Below are 11,010 nucleotides of genomic sequence, written 5' to 3' on the forward strand. Positions count from 1 at the left end.
AGGCGGTGGGCCGGGTGGCGGCGACCGCGCACACCCTGGTCATGGCGCCCAACGCGCTGGCCCTCGCCCTCGGCGCGGGCCTGGTCGCCCGGGTCGACGTCCGCGTCCTGCTGCCGCTGCTCGCGCTCGCGGGGACGGGGGGGGCGGCGGTGGTCGCGGTAAGGGGGCGGCGCGGGCGCGACCGGGAGACGCGTACCCGGAACGCGTCCGTCCCGGCCGGCTGACGGCCCCGTACCGACCCCGCTTCCCCGGGGCGTCCGGCCGATCGGGCCCGGCACCCCCGTGGCGCTCGCGGTGCGGGGCGACCGGTGGGCGGCGAGCATGGAAGAAAGCTCGGGCGCGGCGGGAGGAGGGCAGTGTGACGGCCGGTTCCTTCCCGGGGACGACGGGGCGGGTCGGCGTGCCCCTCGACGGCAAGGGCCTCCTCGACGTACTGGGGGTCGCCGCCGTCGTCATCGACGCCCACGGCCGGATCGTGCTCTGGAGCCCGCAGGCCGAGGACCTCTTCGGCTTCCGTGCCGAGGAGGCCCTGGGCCAGTACATGGCCCGGCTGGTCGTCGGCACGGACCACCGGGAGGAGGCGCTGCGCCTCTTCGGCGAGGTCCTGCGCGAGGGCACGACCTGGGCGGGCGTCTTCCCCGTGCGGCACAAGGACGGCAGCGTTCGGAACGTGGAGTTCCGCAACATGCGGCTCACCGACGACCTGGGGGGTCTGTACGCGCTCGGGATCGCCGCCGACCACTCCGCCGTCGAACGGGTCGAGGCCGAGCTCGCGCTCTCCGACCGGCTCGTGTCCCAGTCCCCGATCGGCCTCGCCGTCCTGGACACCGAGCTCCGCTACGTCCTGGTGAACCCGGCCCTGGAACGCATCAACGGGATCCCGGCCGCGCTGCACCTCGGACGGCGGATGGGCGAGATGGTGCCCGAGATGGACGCCCCGGCCCTGGAGGCCGCGCTGCGCGCCGTCCTGAGAACCGGCACACCGCTGCTCGACCATCCCACCGTCGGACGGACCCCCGCCGACCCGGACCACGACCACGCCTGGTCGGTTTCCTTCTACCGCCTGGAGGGGCCGGAGGACCGGATCCTGGGGGTCGCCGCCTCCGTGATCGACGTGACCGAGCGGATGCGGGCGGACGCGGACGCCGACCGGTCCCGGCGGCGGCTCGCCCTCATCGCGGACGCCTCGGCCCGGGTCGGCACCACCCTGGAGGTGGAGAGGACGGCCGACGAGCTGGCCTCGGTGGTGGTGCCGGAGCTCGCCGACATCGCCGCCGTCGACGTCCTCGACTCCGTCCTCGCCCTGCGCAGACCCGGCGCGCCGGAGGAGGGGCCCGAACTGTTCCGGGCGCTCGCGGTGAAGGCCGCGGGCCGGACGGACGCGCTGCCGGCGGCGGACCCGCCCGGGGCGATCACCATGTACGGGGCGGACCGGCTCGTCACGCGGTGCGTGCACACCGGGCTGCCCGTCCTCGTGGAACACGTCGGCCCCGGGGACCTGTCCCGGATCGCGCGGAGTCCCGAGGCGGCGGCGCTGCTCGCCCGGGCGGGGGTCCACTCGTATCTGGCGGTGCCGCTGATCGCGCGCGGCGAGGTGCTCGGCGCGCTGGACCTCAAGCGGGACCGCAACCGGCTGCCCTTCGACGGCGACGACGTGCTGCTCGCGACGGAGCTCGCGGCCCGCGCGGCGGTCAGCATCGACAACGCGCGCTGGTACCAGAGCGTGCGGAACTCGGCGGTGACGCTCCAGCGCAGTCTGCTGCCGGGCGCGCCGCCCGAGCGGGCGGGTCTGGAGGTCGCGGCCCGCTACCAGCCCGCGCAGGCGTCGAGCGAGGTCGGGGGCGACTGGTACGACGTGATCCCGCTGCCCGACGACAAGACGGCGCTGGTCGTCGGGGACGTGATGGGCAGCGGCATCGACGCGGCGGCGACGATGGGCCGGCTGCGGACCGCCACCTGCGCGTTCGCCGACCTCGACCTCCCGCCCGCCCAGGTCCTGCGGCATCTGGACCGGATCACGGCGGGCCTTGAGCACTACATCGCGACCTGTCTCTTCGCCGTGTTCGACCCGACGCTCGAACGGTGCCGCATCTCGAACGCGGGGCATCTGCCGCCGGTACGGGTCCCGGCGGACGGCCCGGCCGAGCTGGTGACCGTACCGCCGGGGACCCCGCTCGGGGTCGGCGGCGGCACGTTCCGTACGACCCGGACGCCCTTCCGGCCGGGGGACCGGCTCGTGCTCTACACGGACGGTCTGATCGAGACCCGCCACGACGCGATCGACGAGCGGCTCGCCCTGCTCGTGGGCCTCCTCGACGACATGCGCGGGCCCCTTGAGGAGACCTGCGACCAGCTCCTCCGGGCACTGCGCCGGCCCGGCGCGGCGGACGACGTGGCGCTGCTCATCGCCCGGAGCACGGGATGACGGCCCGGGACGGGGCACGCGGGAAGGGCCACGGGGCACCGGGGAAGCACCACGGTGAGCGCGGGACGGGGCTGCGGAGCGTGGCCGGGCAGGTGTTCGCCCTGGAGGCGCTGATCGCGCTCCTGGTGATCGCTGCGGTCGTGTTCGTGACCTTCTACCAGGCGCGCAGCGACACCGAGCGGGACGCCAGGGTCCGCTCGCTCGCGGTCGCGGAGGCCTTCGCGAAGGCGCCCGGCATCGACGCGGCGCTCGCCTCGCCCGACCCGACGGCCGTGCTCCAGAACCGGGCCGAGGAGACCCGGCGGGCGACGGGGGTGGACTTCATCGCCGTCCTGAGCCGGGACGGCGTCCGCTACACCGACTCGGAGCCGGAGCTGATCGGCCGCAGGGCGACCGGCGACCTCAACCGGGCGGTGGTGGACGGCGAGTCCTACACGGAGCTGTTCCGGGGCGCGCCCAACGACGCCGTCCGGGCCGTGGTCCCCGTCGTGAACGACCAGGGCCGGATCGTCGGCATCGTCACCAGCGGCGTCGAGGTGGAGAACATCACGGACGCGGTGCGGGACCGGCTGCCGCTGCTCGTCGGCGTCGCCGGCGGCGCGCTCGTGCTCGCCGTGGGCGGGGCCGCCCTGGTGAGCCGGCGCCTGCGGCGGCAGACGCACGGCCTCGGCCCGACCGAGATGACCCGGATGAAGGAGCACCACGAGGCGGTGCTGCACGCGGTGCGCGAAGGGGTCCTGATCGTGGGCCCGGACCGCCGGCTGCTGCTCGCCAACGACGAGGCGCGCCGTCTGCTCGGCCTCACGGCGGACATGGAGCGGCTGCACGTCTCGGAGCTCGGACTCGACGCCCGTACGGTCGAACTCCTGGAGTCGGGCCGGGCGGCGACGGACGAGGTGCACCGGGCCGGCGACCGGCTGCTCGCGGTGAGCGTACGGCCCACCCTTCCGGACGGGCGGGAGTCCGGCTGCGTGATGACGATGCGGGACACCACCGAGCTGGCCGCCCTGACCGGCCGGGCGGCGGTGGCCCGCGGCCGGCTCCAGCTGCTCTACGAGGCGGGGGTACGGATCGGGACGACCCTGGAGGTCGTACGGACGGCGGAGGAGCTGGCGGAGGTCGCGGTGCCGCGGTTCGCGGACTTCGCGACGGTGGAGCTGCTCGAACCGGTGCTGCGCGGCGAGGAGCCGCCGCCGTCCTCGCCGGCGACCACGGAGATGCGGCGGACGGCGCTGAGCGGGCTGCGGCCCGACCAGCCGCTCCAGCCGGTCGGGGACACCATCAGGTTCGACGTCCGCAGCACCCCGATGGCGACGGCCCTGAACGCGGGGCACGCGGTGGCGCAGGCGGAGCTGGCCTCGGCGGAGGGCTGGCGGGAGCAGGACCCGGAGGGTGCGGCGCAGGCCCTCGCCTACGGCATGCACTCGCTGCTCACGGTGCCGCTGCTGGCCCGCGGTGTGGTCCTGGGCATGGCGAACTTCTGGCGCGCGGACACGCCCGAGCCGTTCGGCGAGGAGGACCTGTCGTTCGCGGAGGAGCTGGCGGCGCGGGCGGCGGTCGCCATCGACAACGCGCGCCGGTTCACCCGGGAGCACGCGATGGCGGTGACGCTCCAGCGGAGCCTGCTGCCCCGGGTGCTGCCGGACCAGAGCGCGGTGGACGTGTCGTACCGCTATCTCCCGGCGAAGGCGGGGGTGGGCGGCGACTGGTTCGACGTGATCCCGCTGCCGGGCGCGCGGGTGGCGCTCGTCGTCGGGGACGTCGTCGGGCACGGGCTGCACGCGGCGGCCACCATGGGGCGGCTGCGGACGGCGGTGCACAACTTCTCGACCCTCGACGTGCCGCCGGACGAGCTGCTCGGGCATCTCGACGAGCTGACGGCCCGGATCGACGACCGGGAGTCGGAGGGGCCGGACGGCGAGGGGCGGCGGCGGGAGGAGGGCATCACCGGCGCGACCTGTCTGTACGCGATCTACGACCCGGCGTCGGGGTCGTGCACGGTGGCGAGCGCGGGTCATCCCGGTCCGGCCCTGGTGGGTCCGGACGGACGGGTGGAGTTCCCCGAGCTGGCACCGGGGCTGCCGCTGGGGCTGGGTCTGGGCGATGTGCCGTTCGAGGCGACGGAGCTGCTGCTTCCGGAGGGCAGCAAGCTGGTGCTCTTCACGGACGGGCTCCTGGAGGACCGGGGGCGGGACCTCGACACGGGTCTCGGTCTGCTGAGGTCCGCCCTCGCCCGCCCGGACCGGAGCCCGGAGCAGACCTGCGCGGACGTCCTCGCGACCCTCCTCTCGCCGACGCCGCGCGACGACATCGCTCTCCTGGTGGCCCGCACCCGGCTGCTCGAACGCGAGCGGATCGCCGAGTGGGAGGTGGCGCGCGACCCGTCGGCGGTCTCGCCGGTGCGGAACGCGGCGGCGGCGAAGCTGTCGGAGTGGGGGCTCGACGGGCTCGCGTTCACGGCGGAACTCGTCCTCAGCGAACTGATCACCAACGCGGTGCGGTACGGGGCCGACCCGGTCCGGGTGCGGCTGCTGCACGACCGGACGCTGATCTGCGAGGTGTCGGACGGCAGCAGCACCTCGCCGCATCTGCGGCACGCGGCGGCGACGGACGAGGGCGGGCGCGGGCTGTATCTGGTGGCGCAGTACGCGGAGCGCTGGGGCACCCGCTACGGCCGGCGCGGCAAGACGATCTGGGCGGAGCTGCGGGTGGGCGCGGACGACCCGGAACCGGTCGCGACGACGGTGCCGGATCTGGACGCGCTGGAGGATCTGGCCTGGTGAGGAGCGGGGCGGGGGCGCCGACGGACTCCGCGGTATACCAGATCGCGGCACCGCATTCCGTACCGTCGACCGCTCGGCGGCGCGGCCCTCCTGGGCCTCCCGAAGGCGGACCTCCGCTCCGGCTCGCCCCCCGACTTCATGCTGCTCGACGGGGAGTGCCTCCCGCAGGCCGTGGTGGACCTTCCGCGCCGCGACGTGGTGGTCCGCGCGGGCCGGGTGGTGGCCCGGGACGGCCGCCTGGTCTGACCCTGGTATACCGAATGCCAAGCGACGGTTCGCGGGGCCGAGCTCCGCGGGCCGGGCCGACGGCTCCCCGTCGCGAACCCGTCTGCGAAGATCGAAGGAGCAGACAGCCACCCGACGGGAGCCGCCCCCATGACCGTCCACCGCCCCGCCGCCCGCGGCACCGCCCTCGGGGACACCCACCAGTCCCTGCGGGAACGGGTCTACGTGGAGCTGCGCGAGCGGATCATCGAGGCGGAGTACCCGGCGGGCACGCGGCTCGTGGAGCGGGAGATCGCCGACGAGCTGCGGGTCTCCCGGGTACCGGTGCGCGAGGCGATGCAGCGCCTGGAGTCGGAGGGCTTCCTCTCGGTGCAGCCGCGCAGGGGTTCGGTGGTGGCGGACTTCGGCCCGGAGGACGCCGAGTACCTCTTCGACGTACGGGCGAACCTGGAGGGCCTGGCCGCCCGGCTCGCCGCCCGGCACGCGAGCGCCGTCCAACTGCGCGACCTGGAGCGGCTGCTGGCGCGGGCCAGGAAGGCGGCGGAGTCCGGACGGCTCCGCGAGCTCGTCTCCCTCAACGCCGACTTCCACCGGCGGATCGTCGAACTCTCCGGCAACCCGCTCCTGGTGGACCTGATGGCGCCGCTCGACTCGCGGCTGCGGCGGCTCTTCCGGCTCACCTCGGCGCAGTCGGACGGCGAGCCGATGTGCGGCGCCCACGAGCGGCTCTACGAGGCCGTCCGCGACCGCGACGAGGACGGCGCGGAGGCACTGGCCCGCGCCCATGTCGCGGACACCCGCGCCTCCGCCGCCCGCCTGCTGGCCGCTTTTCCGGCGGAGCCGGAGAAGGCGTCCTAGGAACAGGGAGGTGCCCCTACGGGTGTCCGGCCCGATCGGCAGGACACCCGCGGCAGCCCTGGAGTCCCTAGCCCAGCTTCCGCAGGGCCGTCCGGACGGCGGTCAGGTCCTCGTCCGTGGCCAGCCCGGCGTGGTAGAGCCGCAGTTCGGTGGCGCCCGCCTCGCGGGCCCGCCCGGCCTCGTCGGCCAGCCGGTCGGGCGCGCCGCCCATGCCGCTGACGACGGACAGGTTCGCCGCGAGGACGGTGTCCACGCGCGCGTGGGCCGCGAATTCCGCGACCCGGTGCGGCCGGGCGACCACCCCGTCCGCGAGGCCCAGGACGTGCGCCGGGTCGGTTCCGGTGTCGGCGCCGCACCGGTACGGGTCGGGTTCGGCGTGCAGCAGCACCCGGAAGCCGGGCGGGGCCGCGGCCCGTACGGCGGCCACGGCGGCCTCCTGGAAGGTGCGGGCGGCCCCGGCGCGCCAGGCCCTGGCCGGAGCCTCCAGGGCACCGAGCCCGCCCGGCGGCGGACCCGATCCGGCCCATACGGGCTCCAGGGCGCCCCGCACGGCGGCGGCCAGTTCGTCGGGATCGGCGCCCTCTTCCCCGTACCCCTCCCGGCAGGAGGGGCAGAAGCAGAGCGACATCAGGAACTGCTCGCGCTCGCCGAGGGCGACGCCGCCGGTCTTGTCGTGGGCGTGGAGATGGGCGAGGCCGTACCAGCCGCAGGACTCCAGTTCGGTACCGACGGCGCCGGGCCGTACGGCGGCCTCGGCGGCCAGTTCCACGAGCAGGGCGTGGACGTCGGGGCGGGCGACGCAGGGCGCCCAGGGGTAGCGGTCGCCGTAGGCGTTGACGACGGAGGTCTCCGGATGTTCGGCACCCAGGCGGGAGTTGTGCGCGAGCACGACCCAGCTGTGCACCTCCAGGCCGGTGGGCGCGAGGGCCTCGGCGGCCCGCCCGAAGGCGTCGCCGGGGGCCCACTCCCCCGCCGGGTACGGGCGGAGCGGCCGGCCGGCCCAGCGGTCCGGGTCCGGCGGGTAGAGCACGGCGGCGTGCTCGGCGGTGACGATCCGGTGGGCGGGGTGACGGGGGGTCAGTGCCCGGGTGGAGTGGTAGGCGGCGGCGAGGGTGACCTGCGCGAGACCGAGCTCGGCGAGCAGGCCGGGGGCGGCGGGGTCGCCGTCGACGTCCCAGGGGTAGACGAAGGCACCGGCGCGCATGCCCCCGCCGCCGGCGCCGGCGCCGGCGCTGGCGGTCCCGGCGACCGCCGCGTCCCCGCTCACGCGCCGAGCTCCTTCAGGGCGGCCCGTCCCTGCTCGACGAGCAGCATGAGGGCGTCGACGTGGCCGGGCGCGGGTTCGCTCAGCGGCGGCCGTACGTGCCCCACGTCCAGGCCTCCCCGCCGTACCGCCGCCTTGACGAGCGAGACGGCGTATCCCCTTCCCTGGGCGCGGAGTTCGACGAGCGGCCGGTAGAAGTCGTCGACGAGCCGGTTCACGGTGGTGTCGTCGCCGGTGGTGAGCGCGCGGTGGAAGGCGAGGGCGATGTCGGGGGCGAAGCAGAAGACGGCGGAGGAGTAGAGGGTGACGCCGATGCCCCGGTAGGCGGGGCCGGTGAGTTCGGCGGTCGGCAGACCGTTGAAGTAGAGCAGGTCGAGACCCTCGGCGCGGACGGCGCTGACGATCCGCTGCATCAGGTCGAGGTCGCCGAGGCCGTCCTTGAGGCCGATGATCCCGTCCGTGCGGGCGAGGGCGACGGCGGTGGCCGGGGTGAGGATCGCGTTGTCGCGCTGGTAGACGATGACGTCGAGCGAGGTCGCGGCGGCGAGTTCGGTGTAGTGGCGGAGCAGTCCGGCCTGGTCGGCGACGACGAGGTACGGCGGCATGGCGAGGAGCCCGTCGGCGCCGGCCTCCTCGGCGAGCCGGGCGTACCGGACGGCGAGGGCGGTGCCGTAGCCGGCGCCCGCGACGACGGGGACGCGGCCGGCGGTCTCCTCGACGGCGGCGGCGACGCAGTCCCGGAACTCCTCGGGGGTGAGGGCGTGGAATTCGCCGGTGCCGCAGCAGGCGAACACGGCGGCGGCGCCCGCGTCGACGCCCGCGCGCACATGGGCGCGGAAGGTGTCGAGGTCGACGGAGCCGTCCGGCGCGAAGGCGGTGACGGGAAAGAACAGCAGGCCGTCGAGCCGGCCGGCGAGCGGGGCAGTGGTCACGGTCGCTCCCAGGGAAGTCCGTCGTGCAGGGCCATCTCGTGCACAGTTATGACTGTCATCCATATTCTTGAACGCTGACGATCCGCACGCTAGAACAGCACGGAAGGGCCGGTCAAGGAGAGAACGCGCCCTGTCGCACACTCTTGACGCTCCGTCGGGCCGCTCCCTAGCGTGTCCACGGTTGTGAATGCCACTCAGGTGAATGCCACGGGCGCGCGGAGGGAGACCACCGCGTGCCGCTCGACGGAGGAGATCCGCTCCATGGCCGTACCCCGCACCGTCCTGCTCACCGGCGCCGCCGGAGGCGTCGGCACGCTGATGCGGGAGCTGCTGCCCCCGTACGGCCACGAGCTCCGCCTCCTGGACGTCGTCCCCGTGCCGGGGGCGCCGGACGCGATCGTCGCCGACCTCGCGGACCGCGCGGCGCTGCGCGAGGCGGTCCGGGGCGTCGACGCGATCGTGCACCTGGCGGGCATCTCCCTGGAGTCGACCTTCGACAAGATCATGGCCGCCAACATCGCCGGGACGTACAACCTCTACGAGGCCGCCCGCGAGGAGGGCGTCCCGCGCGTGGTGTTCGCCTCCAGCAACCACGCCGTCGGCTTCACCCGGCAGCCGCGCGCGGGCGACCCGCTCGTGCCGGTCGACACCCCGCACCGCCCCGACACCTTCTACGGCCTGTCGAAGTGCTTCGGCGAGGACCTGGCACAGCTCTACTGGGACCTGCACGGCGTCGAGACCGTCTCGGTCCGCATCGGCTCCTGCTTCCCCGAGCCCACCTCGGTCCGGATGCTGTCGATGTGGCTCAGCCCGGCCGACTGCGCCCGTCTGCTGCACGCCACGCTCACCGCCGAGGACGTGGCCCACACGGTCGTCTACGGCTCGTCCGCCAACACGCGCGCGTGGTGGGACCTCTCCTCGGCCCGGGCGCTCGGCTTCGCCCCGCAGGACGACTCCGAGGTCTTCGCGGAGAAGCTCATCGCCGACAAGGGCTTCCCGCCGGAGGACAGCGCCGACGCCCTCTACCTGGGCGGCCACTTCTGCGTGACGCCGCCCCAGTGGCCGCACTGACCCCGCGCGACCCCGCCCCGGGGGCCGCACCGAACGACAGGAGCATCCCCATGGACCAGCGTCCGCTCGCGCTCGTGACCGGCGTCGGCCGTACGGTCGGCATCGGCGCGGGCATCGCCGACCGCCTCGCGGAGTCCGGCTGGGACGTCGCGTTCACGTACTGGACCCCGTACGACCGGCGCATGGAGTGGGGCGAGGAGCGGGGCGCGGCCGCGGCCGTCACCGGGCGGCTCGCCGCGCGGGGCGCCGCCTGCACGGCCGTCGAGGCCGACCTCGCCGACCCCGAGGCGCCCGCACGCGTCTTCGACACGGCCGAGGAGCGGCTCGGACGCCCGGTCACGGCCCTCGTCATGTGCCACTGCGAGTCGGTCGACTCCGGGCTCCTCGACACCACCGTCGAGAGCTTCGACCGCCATTTCGCGGTCAACACGCGCGCGTCCTGGCTGCTGATCCGGGAGTACGGCCGCCGGTTCACCGGCCCTCCGGGGACCGGCCGCGTCATCGCCCTGACGAGCGACCACACCGTGGGGAACCTCCCGTACGGGGCGAGCAAGGGTGCTCTCGACCGCATCACCCTGGCCGCCGCGCGCGAGCTCGCGCACCTCGGGGTCACCGCCAACGTCGTGAATCCGGGTCCGGTGGACACCGGCTGGATGACGGAGCCGCTCCGGGAGGAGATGGTGCGGCAGACGCCGCTCGGCCGCCTCGGCACCCCTCGGGACACCGCGCACCTGGTCGACTTCCTCTGCTCGCCCGAAGGGCAGTGGATCAACGGGCAGTTGCTGATGAGCAACGGAGGGCTTGCCTGACACTCCCCGCGGCTCAGGGGTGGGGGCGGCAGAAGCGAGCGGGGGTACGCAGGACCCGGCCGGACTGATACGGGGGAGCCGGCCGGGGCCCGGGTCACAGCGCACGCCGGCGCCGGACCTGCCCACCGTAGGCCCGGACGAAGATCATCGCGAGCCGCGGAACGCGACCTCTGTCCGGAATGCGCGGTGGGTTGATGCATGGAATCTCACCGGTCAGCGAATTACGCGCCCCTTTCGCGCCCCCGGCGTACGCCGGACCGGCGGCGCCGGACGCACGACCCCCGCGTCGGGGGTGCGGACGGCCCGCTCAGCGACACCCGCGCAAGGTCTCCGACGGCGACTCGCCGAACTTCTCCCGGTAGCGCGCCGCGAAACGGCCCTGGTGGGCGAAGCCCCAGCGCCAGGCCACCTCACTCACGCCCACCTCGTCCGGCGCGGCCGCCCGCAGCTCCTCGCGGACCCGGTCAAGCGGGTGATGGACGCGGTGCGGGAGCGGCCCGAGCATCCGTTCACGACCACCGAGCTGGCCACCCTGGCCCGGGTGAGCGTGCGCCGCCTCCAGGAGTCGTTCCGCGAGTACGTGGGGATGTCGCCGATGGCGTACGTGCGGGAGGTCCGCCTCGACCGGGTCCGCGAGGAGCTG

Annotated in this window: 9 protein-coding genes and 2 pseudogenes; 8 read left to right on the forward strand and 3 right to left on the reverse strand. The window is 74.8% G+C overall.

All coding sequences use genetic code 11. The features are described from left to right. The 5 genes and pseudogenes from AOK00_RS16510 to AOK00_RS16525 all read left to right on the forward strand — a co-directional run. Positions 1–224: pseudogene (locus AOK00_RS16510) on the forward strand (MFS transporter); the annotation flags it as partial. Positions 225–358: 134 nt separating this feature from the next. After that, on the forward strand, positions 359–2,425 hold the full coding sequence (locus AOK00_RS16515; protein ID WP_055601073.1) for a SpoIIE family protein phosphatase: 2,067 nt from the start codon (positions 359–361) through the stop codon (positions 2,423–2,425). Beyond that, positions 2,422–5,208: a SpoIIE family protein phosphatase/ATP-binding protein gene (locus tag AOK00_RS16520; protein ID WP_055601074.1), complete on the forward strand. Its 2,787-nt coding sequence runs from the start codon at positions 2,422–2,424 to the stop codon at positions 5,206–5,208. Before AOK00_RS16515 ends, AOK00_RS16520 begins: the two co-directional genes overlap by 4 nt. Before the next feature lie 75 nt (positions 5,209–5,283). Continuing rightward, positions 5,284–5,454, forward strand: a pseudogene (locus AOK00_RS38375) (cytosine deaminase); the annotation flags it as partial. A 129-nt stretch (positions 5,455–5,583) separates the two neighbouring features. Beyond that, positions 5,584–6,291: a GntR family transcriptional regulator gene (locus AOK00_RS16525; protein ID WP_055601075.1), complete on the forward strand. Its 708-nt coding sequence runs from the start codon at positions 5,584–5,586 to the stop codon at positions 6,289–6,291. A gap of 67 nt (positions 6,292–6,358) precedes the next feature. Here AOK00_RS16525 and AOK00_RS16530 read toward each other — a convergent pair whose 3' ends face one another. After that, positions 6,359–7,495, reverse strand: a complete 1,137-nt coding sequence (locus AOK00_RS16530; protein ID WP_055601079.1) for a hypothetical protein — start codon at positions 7,493–7,495, stop codon at positions 6,359–6,361. A gap of 59 nt (positions 7,496–7,554) precedes the next feature. Then, positions 7,555–8,487 carry a 5-dehydro-4-deoxyglucarate dehydratase gene (locus tag AOK00_RS16535; RefSeq protein WP_055601076.1) on the reverse strand — a complete coding sequence of 311 codons (933 nt, stop codon included), beginning with the start codon at positions 8,485–8,487 and terminating at the stop codon, positions 7,555–7,557. Between the two features lie 261 nt (positions 8,488–8,748). On the opposite strand from AOK00_RS16535, the gene AOK00_RS16540 reads away from it, so the two are divergent. Together AOK00_RS16540 and AOK00_RS16545 are read left to right on the forward strand one after the other, a co-directional pair. Further along, on the forward strand, positions 8,749–9,558 hold the full coding sequence (locus tag AOK00_RS16540) for an NAD-dependent epimerase/dehydratase family protein (RefSeq protein ID WP_055601077.1): 810 nt from the start codon (positions 8,749–8,751) through the stop codon (positions 9,556–9,558). A gap of 50 nt (positions 9,559–9,608) precedes the next feature. After that, a complete protein-coding gene (locus AOK00_RS16545; RefSeq protein ID WP_055601078.1) occupies positions 9,609–10,367 on the forward strand; it encodes an SDR family oxidoreductase in 759 nt (252 codons plus the stop codon). 307 nt (positions 10,368–10,674) lie between these two features. On the opposite strand, the gene AOK00_RS37225 is transcribed toward AOK00_RS16545, so the two are convergent. After that, positions 10,675–10,815 carry a helix-turn-helix domain-containing protein gene (locus AOK00_RS37225; protein ID WP_437441420.1) on the reverse strand — a complete coding sequence of 47 codons (141 nt, stop codon included), beginning with the start codon at positions 10,813–10,815 and terminating at the stop codon, positions 10,675–10,677. Here AOK00_RS37225 and AOK00_RS41595 point away from each other — a divergent pair. Then, positions 10,750–11,010, forward strand: a 261-nt coding sequence (locus AOK00_RS41595) for a helix-turn-helix domain-containing protein (protein ID WP_437441419.1), incomplete at its 3' end; no start/stop codon positions are given. The genes AOK00_RS37225 and AOK00_RS41595 overlap by 66 nt on opposite strands.

The sequence above is a fragment of the Streptomyces aureus genome (assembly GCF_001418135.1).
GTDB lineage: Bacteria > Actinomycetota > Actinomycetes > Streptomycetales > Streptomycetaceae > Streptomyces > Streptomyces aureus_A.